This window comes from Pseudomonas sp. HLS-6 TE3448, assembly GCF_053629555.1.
Window position 1 is genome coordinate 960,255 of record NZ_JBRJIO010000001.1, and the last position, 14,713, is coordinate 974,967.

General features: G+C 60.4%; 10 protein-coding genes and 3 pseudogenes. 4 read left to right on the top strand and 9 right to left on the bottom strand.

All coding sequences use genetic code 11. The features are described from left to right. Positions 1-2: 2 nt before the first annotated feature. Entirely contained in the window at positions 3-1,253 is a 1,251-nt protein-coding gene (locus AB7M23_RS04545) for a sarcosine oxidase subunit beta family protein (protein ID WP_099773990.1), read from the bottom strand. Between the two features lie 21 nt (positions 1,254-1,274). After that, positions 1,275-2,529 (bottom strand): annotated as a pseudogene (glyA, locus tag AB7M23_RS04550) (serine hydroxymethyltransferase). Between the two features lie 295 nt (positions 2,530-2,824). Between glyA and AB7M23_RS04555 the strand changes: the two are divergent. Further along, positions 2,825-3,865, top strand: a complete 1,041-nt coding sequence (locus AB7M23_RS04555; protein ID WP_065760197.1) for a threonine aldolase family protein — start codon at positions 2,825-2,827, stop codon at positions 3,863-3,865. A 12-nt stretch (positions 3,866-3,877) separates the two neighbouring features. Here AB7M23_RS04555 and AB7M23_RS04560 read toward each other — a convergent pair whose 3' ends face one another. The 4 genes and pseudogenes from AB7M23_RS04560 to AB7M23_RS04575 form a co-directional block, all read right to left on the bottom strand. Continuing rightward, a complete protein-coding gene (locus AB7M23_RS04560) occupies positions 3,878-4,615 on the bottom strand; it encodes a methyl-accepting chemotaxis protein (RefSeq protein WP_407682251.1) in 738 nt (245 codons plus the stop codon). Positions 4,616-4,738: 123 nt separating this feature from the next. Beyond that, positions 4,739-5,815 (bottom strand): annotated as a pseudogene (locus AB7M23_RS04565) (HAMP domain-containing protein); the annotation flags it as partial. Positions 5,816-6,041: 226 nt separating this feature from the next. Further along, a complete protein-coding gene (locus AB7M23_RS04570) occupies positions 6,042-6,344 on the bottom strand; it encodes a cell division protein ZapA (protein WP_065760199.1) in 303 nt (100 codons plus the stop codon). Next, positions 6,341-6,571 (bottom strand): hypothetical protein, encoded by a 231-nt coding sequence (locus AB7M23_RS04575; RefSeq protein WP_065760200.1) that lies wholly within the window; start codon positions 6,569-6,571, stop codon positions 6,341-6,343. The genes AB7M23_RS04570 and AB7M23_RS04575 overlap by 4 nt, the downstream gene beginning before the upstream one ends. Before the next feature lie 291 nt (positions 6,572-6,862). Here AB7M23_RS04575 and AB7M23_RS04580 point away from each other — a divergent pair. Next, positions 6,863-7,618, top strand: a pseudogene (locus tag AB7M23_RS04580) (MCP four helix bundle domain-containing protein); the annotation flags it as partial. After that, complete coding sequence (locus AB7M23_RS04585; RefSeq protein WP_371917198.1) at positions 7,610-8,473, top strand: methyl-accepting chemotaxis protein; 864 nt, start codon at positions 7,610-7,612, stop codon at positions 8,471-8,473. The pseudogene AB7M23_RS04580 and the gene AB7M23_RS04585, both read left to right, overlap by 9 nt. Here the strand turns inward: AB7M23_RS04585 and AB7M23_RS04590 are convergent. Next, on the bottom strand, positions 8,463-10,370 hold the full coding sequence (locus AB7M23_RS04590; RefSeq protein WP_454240293.1) for a flavin monoamine oxidase family protein: 1,908 nt from the start codon (positions 10,368-10,370) through the stop codon (positions 8,463-8,465). The two genes, AB7M23_RS04585 and AB7M23_RS04590, sit on opposite strands and share 11 nt — an antisense overlap. A 183-nt stretch (positions 10,371-10,553) precedes the next feature. Next, positions 10,554-11,654: a glycine-betaine demethylase subunit GbcB gene (gene gbcB, locus AB7M23_RS04595; protein WP_099776075.1), complete on the bottom strand. Its 1,101-nt coding sequence runs from the start codon at positions 11,652-11,654 to the stop codon at positions 10,554-10,556. Between the two features lie 283 nt (positions 11,655-11,937). Between gbcB and gbcA the strand changes: the two genes are divergently transcribed. After that, entirely contained in the window at positions 11,938-13,230 is a 1,293-nt protein-coding gene (gene gbcA, locus AB7M23_RS04600) for a glycine-betaine demethylase subunit GbcA (RefSeq protein ID WP_065760204.1), read from the top strand. Positions 13,231-13,928: 698 nt separating this feature from the next. Here gbcA and etfB read toward each other — a convergent pair. Next, positions 13,929-14,699 (bottom strand): electron transfer flavoprotein subunit beta, encoded by a 771-nt coding sequence (gene etfB, locus AB7M23_RS04605; protein WP_065760205.1) that lies wholly within the window; start codon positions 14,697-14,699, stop codon positions 13,929-13,931. Positions 14,700-14,713 lie beyond the last annotated feature (14 nt).

A 14,713-nucleotide genomic window follows, 5' to 3' on the forward strand; every position in this document is an offset into this window, starting at 1 on the left:
TGTTAGTGGGCGACAGCGGCAGCGCCGTGTTCGTCGATCAGTGCGCCGTTGTAGAAACGGTCGATGGAAAAAGGCGCAGCCAGCGGGTGCATTTCACCCTTGGCCAGGCTGGCGGCAAAGACGTTGCCTGAACCCGGCGTGGCCTTGAAGCCACCGGTGCCCCAACCGCAGTTGAAGAACAGGTTCTTGACCGGGGTCTTGGAAATGATCGGGCAGGCATCCGGCGAGGTATCGACGATGCCGCCCCACTGCCGGTTCATGCGCACACGGGACAGGATCGGGAACATCTCGACGATGGCCTGCAGGGTGTGTTCGATCACCGGGTACGAGCCGCGCTGGCCGTAGCCAACCCAACCGTCGATACCGGCACCGATCACCAGGTCGCCCTTGTCCGACTGGCTGATGTAGCCGTGCACGGCGTTGGACATGATCACACTGTCGATGATCGGTTTGATCGGCTCGGACACCAGTGCTTGCAGCGGGTGCGACTCCAGCGGCAGGCGGAAGCCGGCGAGCTTGGCCATGTGCCCGGAGTTACCGGCGGTGACCACACCAACCCGCTTGGCGCCAATGAAGCCCTTGCTGGTTTCAACCCCGATGACCACGCCATTTTCCTTGCGGAAACCGGTGACTTCGGTTTGCTGAATCAGGTCCACGCCCAAGGCATCGGCGGCGCGGGCAAAGCCCCAGGCCACGGCGTCGTGACGGGCAACCCCGCCGCGGCGCTGCACGGTGGCACCGATGATCGGGTAGCGGGTGTTCTTCGAGCAGTCCAGGTACGGAATCTCGTCGGCCACTTGCTGGGCGTTGAGCAGTTCGCCGTCCACACCGTTGAGCCGGTTGGCACTGACCCGACGCTCCGAATCGCGCATGTCCTGCAGGGTGTGGCACAGGTTGTAGACGCCGCGCTGGGAGAACATCACGTTGTAGTTGATGTCTTGCGACAGGCCTTCCCAGAGTTTCATGGCGTGTTCGTAGAGGTGCGCCGACTCGTCCCACAGGTAGTTGGAACGCACGATGGTGGTGTTACGGGCGGTGTTGCCACCGCCCAACCAGCCCTTCTCGACCACCGCAACGTTGGTGATGCCGTGTTCTTTGGCCAGGTAGTAGGCCGTGGCCAGGCCATGCCCGCCGCCGCCGACGATCACCACGTCGTAGACCTTTTTCGGGGTCGGCGTGCGCCACATGCGCTGCCAGTTTTCATGGTGGCTCAGCGAGTGCTTGAAAAGGCCGAAGCCCGAGTAGCGTTGCATAGTCAGTTACTCCTCAACCACTCAGCGGTAAACCGGAAAGTCTGCACACAGTGCCGACACGTTTTTCGCCACATCGGCCTCGACATCGGCATCGCCAAGGTTGTCGAGAATGTCGCAGATCCAGCCGGCCAGTGCGGTGCACTGGCTGACCTTGAAACCGCGCGTGGTCACCGCCGGGGTGCCAATGCGCAGGCCGGACGTGACGAACGGCGACTGTGGGTCATTCGGTACGGCGTTCTTGTTCACCGTGATATGGGCACGGCCCAGGGCAGCATCGGCCTCTTTGCCGGTCAGGCCCTGACGGATCAGGCTGACCAGGAACAGGTGGTTATCGGTGCCGCCGGACACTACATCGTAGCCGCGGTCGATGAACACGCCAGCCATGGCCTGGGCGTTGTCGATCACTTGCTGCTGATACGCCTTGAAGCTGGGCTCCAGGGCTTCCTTGAAGCACACGGCCTTGGCCGCGATGACGTGCATCAGGGGCCCGCCCTGGCCGCCGGGGAACACCGCAGCGTTGAGTTTCTTTTCCAGTTCTTCGTTGGCCTTGGCCAGAATCAGGCCGCCCCGTGGGCCGCGCAGGGTCTTGTGGGTGGTGGTGGTGACAACGTCGGCGTACGGCAGCGGGTTCGGGTACAACCCGGCCGCGACCAGGCCGGCCACGTGCGCCATGTCGACGAACAGGTAAGCGCCCACTTTGTCAGCGATCTGACGGAAGCGTGGGAAATCGAGGGTTTTCGAGTAGGCCGAAAAACCGGCGATGATCATTTTCGGCTTGTGTTCCAACGCCAGGCGCTCGACTTCGTCGTAGTCGATCAGGCCGGTGGCAGTGTCGATGCCGTATTGCACCGCGTTGTAGAGCTTGCCGGAGAAGCTGACCTTGGCGCCGTGGGTCAGGTGGCCGCCGTGGGCCAGGCTCATGCCCAGCACCGTGTCACCGGCCTGCAGCAGGGCGAGGAACACCGCCGCGTTGGCCTGGCTGCCGGAGTGCGGGCTGAACGTTGGCGTAGTCGGCACCGAACAGTTGCTTGGCACGGTCAATCGCCAGTTGCTCGACCTTGTCCACGTGCTCACAACCGCCGTAGTAACGCTTGCCCGGATAGCCTTCGGCGTACTTGTTGGTCAGGCCGCTGCCCTGGGCCTGCATCACGCGCTTGCTGGTGTAGTTCTCCGAGGCGATCAGTTCGATGTGATCTTCCTGACGCTGCTCTTCGGCATTCATCGCCGCCAGCAGTGCATCGTCATAACCCTGGATCTGGTCTTGCTTGCTGAACATCGCATCTCTCCCGGCAGCGGCATGGGCTTTCATTAGGTGGGCGGCATGACATGGACAGCGCCCTTTGGATTCGATGGTATGACCGACGCAGACAGCCCAGATGCCTATGGGCGCCACGCAAAGGTGCGTTTACGACATAACCTCGTGAGCGTCAGCCCGACAGGCAGGATAAAACCCGCGAAAAACCCTACAGCAGATGGCCCCATCGCTTGCAGGGCCGCTGGCCATACAGCAGCAGACACTTCACCGAATCTTGGTTTAGAGTGCTTGCCTGCGTCGTTTTCAGGACAGAACCATGACCGATCAAAGCCAACAATTCGCCAGCGACAACTATTCCGGTATCTGCCCCGAAGCCTGGGCCGCCATGGAAAAGGCCAACCACGGCCACGAACGTGCCTATGGCGACGACCAATGGACCGCACGGGCAGCCGATCACTTTCGCAAGCTGTTTGAAACCGACTGCGAAGTGTTCTTTGCCTTCAACGGCACCGCCGCCAACTCGCTGGCGCTGTCGTCGTTGTGCCAGAGCTACCACAGCGTGATCTGCTCGGAGACCGCCCACGTCGAAACCGACGAATGCGGCGCGCCGGAGTTTTTCTCCAACGGTTCCAAGCTGCTGACCGCCCGCAGCGAAGGCGGCAAGCTGACCCCGGCCTCGATCCGCGAAGTCGCGCTCAAGCGCCAGGACATCCACTACCCCAAACCCCGGGTAGTGACCATCACCCAGGCTACCGAGGTGGGCAGCGTCTACCGCCCGGATGAACTCAAGGCGATCAGCGCCACCTGCAAGGAACTGGGCCTGAACCTGCACATGGACGGCGCTCGTTTCAGCAACGCCTGCGCCTTCCTCGGCTGCACCCCGGCCGAGCTGACCTGGAAGGCCGGTATCGACGTGCTGTGCTTTGGCGGCACCAAAAACGGCATGGCGGTGGGTGAGGCGATCCTGTTCTTCAACCGCAAACTGGCCGAGGACTTCGACTACCGTTGCAAGCAGGCCGGGCAACTGGCGTCGAAAATGCGCTTCCTCTCCGCCCCCTGGGTCGGCCTGCTGGAGGACGGCGCCTGGCTGCGCCACGCCGCCCATGCCAACCACTGCGCACAATTGCTCAGCTCGCTGGTCGCGGACATCCCCGGCGTTGAACTGATGTTCCCGGTGGAGGCCAACGGTGTATTCCTGCAAATGTCGGAACCGGCCCTGGAAGCATTGCGCAACAAGGGCTGGCGTTTTTACACCTTCATCGGCAGCGGCGGCGCCCGGTTCATGTGCTCCTGGGACACCGAAGAAGCCCGGGTACGCGAACTGGCGGCAGATATCCGCGCCGTGATGAGCGCCTGACACCATCAGCGGCTACAGGCGAAACCCGCCCATCTGCCGCGCCAGGTCGTCAGCCAGCTCGCGCAGGGCCTGACACTCGTCCCGGCAGCCGCGCACTTCTGCGGCGGTTTGCCGGGCCAGGTCTGAGATACCCTGCACCGTGCGGTTGATCTCCTCGGTCACTGCCGACTGCTGCTCAGTCGCCGTGGCGACCTGGTGGTTCATGTCGCTGATATGCTCCACCTGATCCGTAATGGTCCCCAGCGATGCGCCGGTGCGCTGGCTCGACGCCACACCGGCACCGGTTGCCACCTGCCCGGCCTGCATTGAGGCCACGGCATTGCCCGTGCCCTGCTTGAGCCGTTGAATCATCTGCTGGATTTCACCCGTGGACACCTGGGTACGCTGGGCCAATGTGCGCACTTCATCAGCCACCACGGCGAAACCACGGCCCATTTCCCCGGCCCGCGCCGCTTCGATGGCCGCATTCAGCGCCAACAGGTTAGTTTGTTCGGAAATACTGCGGATCACCGCCAATACCTCGTCGATCGAGGCGACTTCTGCAGCCAACTCGCCAACCGCACCGGCGGCCGAGCCGATGTCATTGGACATGCCTTCAATCTGGCTAATCGAGCGCTGCACCACCTCACGGGCGTGTTCGGCTTCATTGCGGGCAGCCTGCGATGCCTGGGCCGCATTACCGGCATTTTGCGCAATGTCCTGCACGGTCAAGCCCATCTCATGTACCGCTGTGGCAACCGTTTCGGTCATTTCCTGCTGCCGCACAGAGCGATCAGCGGTGTTGTCCACCACCTGAGTCACCTGTTCCACCGCACGGTGCAAACGCTCAGTGGTGCCCAACACCTGGCCGATCAGTTCTCGCTGGCTGTCGATAAAGCGGTTGAAGCCACGCGCCAGATCACCCAACTCATCGCTACGGCCCTCATCCAGCCGACGGCTGAGGTCGCCACCGCCACTGCCGATGGCCACCAGTGCAGCGGTTACCTGGCGGATCGGCTTGACCAGCCCACGCGCCAGCCAGACCACCAGCAGCAGTGACAACAGCGCCACGGCCAGGCCGATCAGGCTGGTCAACCAGACCGTCTCATGCACCTGGGCATAAATTTGCGACTCGGGCACTTCCGCCACCAGCGTCCAGTTCAGGTCGCGCAGCGGCAGGCTGAGCGCCAGGAAGGTTTCGCCATCACGCTGAAAACGCGTACTGACCACCCGCTCCTGCCGCACCAAGGCGGTTTTCGCCGCAGCCTCACCCAACTGCTCACTGAGTTGGCGTTTACCGCTGAACTCGGCCTGTGGATGCACCTGGATCAAGCCATCGCCACGCACCAGGAACACCCGTCCTCGCGCCCCGAAACTGAAGTTGTGGATCAACTCGGACAGCTCATGCAAACGCAGGCCCAGCCCGGCTATGCCAACCAGCTTGCCGTCCTTCTCTACCCGGTAGTCGATGAACAACGCCACTTCACCGGAGCTGCCATCGACGTCAATGTTGAGCATCCGCTCGTCACCGCTGTCGGTGAAGCGGAAGAACCAGCTATCGGCCGGGTTGTCGCGGCGCAGGGTACGGTCCAGGCCCTTCTCGTTGTAGTAATGATTGGAGACCGTGGAGGCAAACAGTGCCGTGAACGCGTTGTTGCGCTGGCGCAGTGCATCCAGGTACTCGGTAAAGTGCGCCCGCTGGCTGGCGTCCTCGCCCTCGGCCAGCCAGTCACGCAGCAAGGTATTGCTGGCGATGTCCGCCGCCGCCGTCAGCGGCTGTCCGAGCATCCGCTCGATGTCGTTACGAATCGCCTCGATGCTCGCTGGCAGTGCCGTCTCGACCAGATAACGCTCCGTCAGCCGGTTAACCGCCAGCGTATAGATCGCGACCACCACCAGAATGCTCGCCAACAAGGCCGCACCCATGCTTGCAATCAACTTCCACTGAATACTGCGCCGCCAGAACTGCATGGAATTCCCCCGAGCAAATGACCCTGTACTGCAACAGGCAGGTCAACTGTATACACTTTGGTATCCAATTATTCCATTAGCGCGAGACAATACCCAACCGAGCAGGTGTCGGTTTTGCTTATGTAGAGGGCTCAGGACGGGGCTAGAACGCGTTGCAGGTCACTACGCGCCCAGCGCCGGCAAAGCCGGCGCGCTCAGGCGCGCAGTACGTCGGAGGAATGGGCGATCAGTTGTTGCCGATAGTCCGGGCGATGACGTCGACCGTGGCGTTGACTTGCTCTTGATAACGGTCGAGGGCTTCCTGATGCTTGTGCTGCAGTTCGATCTGCTGCGAACACAGGTTCAGCGCCGCCAGCACCAACAGCTTGTCGCCAATCAGGGCTGGGTACTTGCGTTTGGTGTCACCCAACGAAGCCTTGAGCATTTGCACCGCCTTGAGCAAGGTCTGCTCTTCGCCTTCAGGTGCCTTGATCGAATAATCGGTGCCCAGGATCGAGATAACATTGATCGACTGCGCGGTCGTTTTCATGCGTTGACTGCGCCACCACCGGCACGCTCAACCAGCGCCTGGATACGCGCGGCCGTAGCGCCCTGCTTCTCTTCCTGCTCCAGCAGGCTCAGTTGCAGGCTGTCGTTTTCATCCTTGGCATGAACCAGTTCGGCTTCCAGCTTGGCAGTGCGCTCAGCCAGTTCCTGATTCTTCTGTACCAGGTCGTTGACCAGTTGTTCCAATTGACTCAGGGAAGTTTCCAACATAATGCCTTCTCGGGGGTTTTTGCAGGGGGCGCACACGATAAAGAAAACTCACCGCACTCGCCAGGGATATTGGGCCAGAGGCCCCGCTTTGATGTTGATTGACACACATTGGACAACTCGGTTCCCTGGCAACCCCACCATTGCCCAGATGAAATTTCATTCACAAGCGTTACTTTCGGCCGAAGTGCCTCAAGTCTTGTCCGATTCGACCGATAGGCAGAGTACGTCAAAATGCGTCGCATGGATCGCGTGCCCTTTCTCCTTCGGATAACGACCATGTCCCTACGCAATATGAACATCGCGCCGCGCGCACTGCTGGGTTTTGCCTTGATCGGTGCGCTGATGCTGGCGCTCGGTATTTTCGCGCTCAACCAGATGAGTGTGATCCGCCAGGCAGGTGTGGTCATTGAGCAAAACAGCATCCCCAGCATCAAGAACCTGGGCGAGCTCAACCAACTCACCCTGCGCCTGCGCAGCCTGGCTTATCGCTTGCTGGTTAACCGCGAGCCCGCAGAGCTACGCGACACGCTGGCACTGATGGACAAGCGCAACGCGCAGATTGATGAGGTGCGTAAAACCTACGAGCCGCTGATCGCCGATCAGAACGAACGCGCAACCTACAACCAGTACGTGCAGTTACTGAGCCAGTACCGTCAACTGGAAGCGCGCATGAAGAACCACGCCCAGTCCGGCCAGCTGGACGAACTGCGCACCCTGCTGAACCGCGAGTTGCTGGACAACTCCGAGCAGATCAACACGCTCATGGAAAATCTGGTAAAGATCAACACAGAGCAAACCCGTAACACTAACCAGGTGGCCGCCGAACAGTACTCCACGGCATTCACCCTGGTCATCGCGCTGCTGGTGGTCGCGACCGTACTGACCTTCGTCTGCGCCTTGCTGCTGACCCGAAGCATCGTCAAACCGATCAACGATGCACTGCACGCCGCCGAACAGATCGCCGAAGGCAACCTGACCCGACCGATCCAGACCCAAGGCCGGGATGAGGCCGCGCGCCTGCTGCAGGCCATGGCCAAGATGCAGAACAAACTGCGTGACACACTGCACCAGATCTCCGGCTCAGCGAACCAACTGGCGTCGGCAGCCGAAGAACTGAACAGCGTCACCGAAGAAAGCGCCCGTGGCCTGCAACAGCAGAACAACGAAATCGAGCAAGCGGCCACGGCAGTCACCGAGATGACCAGCGCGGTGGAAGAAGTGGCGCGCAACGCCGTCAGCACCTCGGAAGCATCGAAGGACGCCACCCGCTCGGCCGGCGATGGCCGTGATCTGGTGATGGAGACCGTCAGTGCCATCGAGCGCATGAGCGCTGATGTACAGGGCACTGCCGAGTTGGTCAGCAACCTGGCAGAGGAATCACGAGACATCGGCAAAGTGTTGGACGTGATTCGTGGCCTGGCCGACCAGACCAACCTGCTGGCCCTGAACGCCGCCATCGAGGCCGCGCGGGCCGGCGAGGCTGGCCGTGGCTTTGCCGTGGTTGCAGACGAAGTGCGCGCCCTGGCGCACCGCACCCAGCAGTCGACCAGCGAAATCGAACGCATGATCGGCAGCATTCAGGGCGGTACCGAGCAAGCGGTCAACTCGATGCGCAACAGCACCGAGCGCGCCGAGTCGACCCTGAACATCGCCCGTGGTGCAGGCCTGGCCCTGGACACCATCACCGGTGCCGTGGCGCAGATCAACGAACGCAACCTGGTGATCGCCAGCGCCGCCGAAGAACAGGCGCAGGTGGCCCGCGAGGTCGACCGCAACCTGGTCAACATCAATGACCTGTCGGTGCAGTCGGCCACCGGAGCCCACCAGACCAGCGCAGCCAGTGCCGAACTGTCACGCCTGGCAGTCGACCTGAACAGCCTGGTCGCCCGTTTCAGCGTTTAACCTGCTCCTTCATGAGTCTGCCGCGGTTGTGAGGGGCGGACTCATGAGGCGGTGTTTTCCTGGGCTCGGCGGTAAGCTTCGGCCCGGCGGTAAGCTCAATGGGCTTGAGCGCTTCCCATTGGCTAATGGGGCCGTTGGCGCTACTCCCTCCGTACTTGGCCGCCAACTTGTCCACCGCATTCAAGGCGGTGGTCACCGCGCCCTCCGCCCAACCGCCAGTCCACGACACATCATCCCCGGCGAGGATAAAGCCATAGGGGTTGGCACCACCGACACCCTGCATGAACTGGCTGAACAACAGGCGCTGATACTCGTACTGCCCTGGCAGGTTCATCTTGAAGGCACCGAGAAAGTGCGGCTGATCTTCCCAGTTCAACTCGACGAAAGGGTCCTGCGTGGCAAACCTGGATGCCACGTTCAACCCCGGATACACCACATCCAGTAGTGTCGTGCACAGCTCGACATGCCCAGACACCGGTGCAGCGAGGTCACCCAGAAATTTCAGGCTGTCATCGTTCCAGGTGTACGAGAGGAACATCCCACTGCCCTTGTAGGTACCGGTGCTCTGGCCATAGTCCACCAGGTAGGTGCCACGGGTCAGCCGGTCGGACAAGGTAATACTCATCAACTGTTTACCGTCTTCGCCACGCGTCTTCCAGAACGCTTCCTGGGTACCCGCAAAGATCTTCGCCGACTGCATGTAGTGGGTATACATCACCGCTTCCCACTGGGCTTTGCTCAGCAACGTGTTCATATCCGCGAACAGCTGTGGGCCGCCCATGTAGCGCAATTTGTCGAGGATACGCACATGGGGTGTATAGATAACGCTGGAAAACTCCAGGGACTGTTCCTGCCCGGTAACCAGGTCATGGAAGTAAACCCGAAACTGATCATCCGCCTGGCGGACGATATGCCGTACCTCCTGTTGCAACGGGTTGGCGAACACGGCTTTAGACCGCCCCTCAACCGTAGTGCCTGCGGCCCAATGCACCATCGCATCACCAAAGGTGCTTGGCGAGGTGCTCCATAGCCGTTCTGGTAACGCCGAAGCACCGTCATACATGAGCCGATGATTGGTATCGAGCCCGGTGTACAACACCCGCAGTACTTCCAGAAAACTGTTGGGGTAGTCGGTGTTCCACCCGCCCGTACCGAAACCGATCTGGCCAAACAGGTTGATCTCCTTGGGGGTCCATTTGGCTTGCTCGACCATGGCCGCGTGGAAACTGAGGTTATCCCAGCCATTTTCCAAAACAGTATTCCAGATCGACTTGATCAGGCTCTGATTGATCGTACCCGTAGACATAGCCTGTTCCATTTCGCCAAAGCGAATAGGCTCTTGCTGCAGAAAAACCTCGAAGAACTTATCTTCTAACGCCGTATACTCCAAAGGCCTCGGGAATTTGCCTGTACCTTCTTCGTAGTAAACCTTTTCGCCCTGATAGTCGACTACCGTACTGACTGCAGCCGCAGTACCCGGGTTGGGAAATTCAGTACTGTTGTCGGCCATGCCCACTTTTTCGAAATAATGATAAAGCGCCTTCCCCGACAGTGGAAAACGCATGGCGCCCAACTCACAGAGCACACCACCATTGTTTTCCGTGTTCAGCTCTTTCGAATAGAGGCGCCCACCCACGCGACCACTGGCGTCTACCACCACCGGGTGCAGGCCCATGCGCAGCGCCTCGTAGGCGGCTGTCAGCCCCGCAATGCCGGCCCCCACCACCAGTACCTGCTTGCCATAGTGGCTCGGGGCAATACTGCCCAGTGGCTGTTGGCCGGCCTGTGCCAGGTACTCACCGTAGTCGAAGGGAAAATCCGGGATCAAGGCACGCACTTCGTTTGCCTGAAGGCGTTTTGATTGTGTTCTGCGGGTACGCGAGGGAATTGCAGACATAGCGGGCGACTCCTCAACAGTGATCTTTCAACAAAAGCCTGCTGAACTAAATCACACGCCCACTACCACAACGAAATACTGATTCGAGATCAGCATCTACACAACTAGACTGTCAAAACTGATAGTTGACTTCACCCACACAATAAATGCCCTGCCTGAACAATGTTCAAACAGGGCAGCTATTTAATACTCGATACGTACATCCCCCTTCGGCACACTGCAGCACGACAGAATGTAACCCTCGGCCACGTCATCATCGGTGATACCGCCGTTGTGCTCCATCTCCACTTCGCCGCCCAGCTTGAGCACCTTGCAGGTACCGCAGATGCCCATGCCGCAGGCCTTGGGGATCATCAGGCCGAGCTTGGCCGCCGCCGCATGAACCGTCTCGCCGGGCGCGACACGAATGCTCTTGCCCGTGGCGGTGAACTCCACCTGATGCAGGTCGGCGTTGTCCACCTCGGCCGCTTCGGCGGCCTGTTCGGCGTGTTCCACGGCATCGGCCTTGACCTCGGCCGGGGTCGCGCCAAATGACTCCTCATGGTAACGGCGCATGTCGTAGCCGCTGGCTTCAAGCAAGCGCTTGACCGCGTTCATGTAAGGGGTCGGGCCGCAGCAGAAGATCTCCCGCTCCATGAAGTCCGGGGCGATCAGTTCCAGCAGCTTGTGGTTCAGGTAACCCCGGTAACCCGCCCAAGGTTCGCCCAGGCCGTGCTTCTCGCAAATGATATGCAGGCTGAAGTTGTCGATCCGCGAGGCCATCTGCTCCAGTTCGCGGTGGTAGATGATGTCTTTCGGCGAACGGGCGCTGTGGACAAACACCATGTCGACATTGCCGTTGGTGTCGTAGAACCAGCGGGCCATCGACATTACCGGGGTGATGCCCACGCCACCGCTGAGGTAGAGCACTTTGGGGCTGGGGAAATCAATTGCATTGAACAAGCCGACCGGCCCATGCACCGCCAGCTCCTGACCTTCGTGCAGGGTGTCGTGCAGCCAGTTCGACACCTTGCCGCCCGGCACCCGCTTGATGGTCACGGAAAAGCTGTAGGGCACCGAGGGCGAGCTGGAAATGGTGTAGGAGCGCATGATCGGCTGCCCTTCGATTTCCAGCTCCAGGGTGACGAATTGCCCGGGCTTGAAGAAGAACATGATCGGCTGGTCGGCCATGAAACAAAAGGTGCGCACATCCCAGGTTTCCTGGATCACCTTGACGCAACGGACGATATGGCGGCCGTTGGCCCAGGTCTGGGTAGTCACCGGATTGAGAAAGGGATTGGACATGCTCATCTCCACGGCCGACTGTGGCCTGATGGTAGTGATTCTGCTCAAGCTGCAACCGGCGCACATTCCTATCCGCGACATTGACGTGCTTATCGCGACCAGCCCCCACCGACAAGGGCTGGCGCGTCGGAAACGGATTCGACCATGTCGTCCAGGGATATGGTTCATGTCGGCGGCGAACGCACACTCCACCTCAAAGAATGCTGCTGCTTCAGCCTTGCGTCGCCATAACAACGATTAGCCACTTCCACCGGCCACACGCTTGGCCATGAGGACCTACACGATGGACGTCACCGCAACCCTGAGCCTGGGCGATCCACTGGAACCTGCACGCAAGGCAACTGCCGACATGCTGCAGAACCGCGAGCGGACCTTCTCGCTGCCCCAACCGTTCTACAACGACGAGCGCCTGTTCCAGATCGACATGCAGGAGATCTTCCACAAGGAATGGCTGATCGCCGGCATGACGTGTGAAATCCCGGCCAAGGGCAACTTCCTCACCCTGGAGATCGGCAAGAACCCGATCATGGTGGTACGGGGTGCCGAAGGTCAGGTACATGCCTTCCATAACGTCTGCCGTCACCGTGGCTCGCGCCTGTGCACCAGCGACAAAGGCAAAGTGGCCAAACTGGTGTGCCCTTACCACCAATGGACGTACGAACTGGACGGTCGCCTGCTGTTCGCCGGTACCGAAATGGGCGCCGACTTCGACATGAAGCAATACGGCCTGAAGCCTGTGCATGTGAAAACCGCCGGCGGCTACATCTTCGTCAGCCTGGCGGAGCACCCACCGGCCATCGACGACTTCCTCTCCACCCTGGCCCATTACATGGAGCCTTACGACATGGAGAACACCAAGGTGGCGGTGCAAACCACCTTGATGGAAAAGGCCAACTGGAAGCTGGTGCTGGAAAACAACCGCGAGTGCTACCACTGCAACGGTTCGCACCCTGAACTGCTCAAAACGCTCCTGGAATGGGACGACGTCACCGATCCACGCGCCGACCAGGCCTTCAAGGACCACGTTGCCGCCTCTGCCGCAGCCTGGGATGCCGAGCAGATCCCGTATGCCCACGCCAGCTTCGGCCTGCGTAACCGTATTGTGCGCATGCCGCTGCTCAAAGGCACCGTATCGATGACCATGGACGGCAAGCAAGGCTGCCAGAAACTGATGGGTCGCATCAAAAACCCGGACCTGGGCTCGATGCGCATCCTGCACCTGCCGCACTCCTGGAACCACTGCATGGGCGACCACATGATCGTCTTTACGGTATGGCCGATCAGTGCACAGGAAACCATGGTCACCACCAAGTGGCTGGTACACAAGGACGCCGTCGAAGGCGTCGACTATGACCCGCAGCGCATGCGTGAAGTGTGGGACGCCACCAACGACCAGGACCGTCGCCTGGCCGAAGAAAACCAGCGTGGCATCAACTCCACGGCCTACCAACCAGGGCCGTACTCCAAGACCTATGAGTTTGGCGTGGTCAACTTCATCGACTGGTACAGCGAGCGCATGCTGAACAACCTCGGTGCCGCACCGGCCCCCTACCTCAAGGGTGTAGCCGCACAGTAAGCGTCGCCCCTCCCCCATCGCCGGCAAGCGCGTTTCCTACACCTCGGTAGGCGCCTTGCCGGTGATCCAGGCGCCATGCCATCCTGCCTGTACAAAATCTAACCAAACAGCGCGTTGCCCAACAAACACAGGGCCTGCGACACTTCGCGAACACTTTATCCACAGGGCAACCCACAGTTAATGTGGGCAACCCCTGTGGAAAACTGAGCCTGCGGCCAGTTCAATGACCCAACCCCCTATTGATCACTTTTTGATCAAACCTCTGAACACCTCTAAAACCGTGGCCTGCAGAAGAAGGCGAACACCTTACCCACAGAGCAGCCAACAGACTTTGTGCGCAACTGTGCAAGGCTGAAAAAGCCATGTGGATAAACCCGCAAGGCCCCGATTTATCGGCGTTTTCCCGATCATCGCCAGTGCTTTTGGGTGTGTTTGTATGTTTTTTGATCAAATCCTTGAACGCCTTGTATTCCGTGGCCTGCAGCCATGGGCGAACAGATTATCCACAGAAGCGCCAACAAGGATTGTGGGCAATATGCGTGCGAACGGTGCTTCATTCACAGGGGGAAAGGCTGGAAAAACCCCAGGTGCAACTGGTCAAAATCTGATCAAACGACTACAGGCCACGTAATACGTGGCCTGTAGTCATAGGCAAACACTTTATCCACAGAACCGCCAACAGACTTTGTGAGCAACTGTCAGCGCAGCACACCTTCTTCGATCAACAGCTTCAGAATGGCCTCGGCACCCGCTTGCGGAGTGAGGTCCTTGAGTACCTGGCCACCGCCGCCGCTGGCCTTGGCGGTAGCGGCTTTCATGCGGTCGGCACCACTCTTGGCCTTGATCACTTTCAGGCGCTTGGGGCGCGGCTTGGCGGGCTGCAGTTCTGCGCCGGTGAGTAACGTGTCTTCAACGATCGCCACATGGCGTGCCGCCAATACCCCGCGCCGCGCCGGGCCAAACGCGCTCTGGCGTGGTTTGGGCGCAGCGTTATCCACAGTGGCCAACATCGGCAGGCGCACCTTCAGCCGGCGCCGCTGGCCACGCGGCAGGGCCTGCAGCACCTGTGCAACGCCGTTGTGGATAGATTCCACCTCAGCCAGCCCCACCACCAGCGGCCAGCCCAGGCGCTCGGCCAGGAGGAACGGCAGCATGCCCGAGCCTTCGCCGGTTTCTGCCTGGCTACCGGTCAGTACCAGTTGTGCTCCGGCATCGCGCAGGTAGTCACCCAGAACAACGAGCGCATCGCTGCCGGCCGGTTGTTCGAGTACGTCCAGTTGCGCCAGCCCCATGCCCAGGTAGCTGCGCAGTGCCGGCTCCTGCGGGTCGCCGGCATGCAGCACCTGCAAGTTATCCCCTGCCAGTTGCAAGCCCAATTCGACTGCACGGGCATCCTGTTCAGCACGCCGGGCCCGACCCGAGGTCGGGTGGGCGCCAATCGAAACCAGGCTGATGACCTTAGTGTTCATAGCTATCCCCTGCT